This is a genomic window from Virgibacillus sp. GM2-2 (assembly GCF_055329585.1).
In genome coordinates this window covers 1-246 of sequence record NZ_JBUZWC010000138.1, presented here as the reverse complement: position 1 = coordinate 246, position 246 = coordinate 1, and the positions used below count along the sequence as shown (strand labels likewise).

General features: G+C 49.6%; 1 protein-coding gene. It reads left to right on the top strand.

Annotated features, from left to right (window positions below):
• Positions 1-246 (top strand): efflux RND transporter permease subunit (locus tag ACY9Z2_RS19275; RefSeq protein ID WP_463611291.1); only part of this gene is annotated, 246 nt, incomplete at both ends.

Below are 246 nucleotides of genomic sequence, written 5' to 3'. Positions count from 1 at the left end.
GTATTAACGAATTTATGAAAGTGCTGGCAGAAGCGGTGATTATCGTATTGCTGGTCAGTTTTTTCTCGCTCGGTTTCCGGACCGGTCTGGTGGTGGCTTTCTCGATTCCGCTGGTGCTGGCCATGACTTTCGCCGGTATGCAGCTGTTTGATGTCGGACTGCATAAAATTTCCTTGGGGGCCCTGATTCTGGCCCTCGGTCTTTTGGTCGATGATGCCATTATCGCGATTGAAATGATGGCGATTA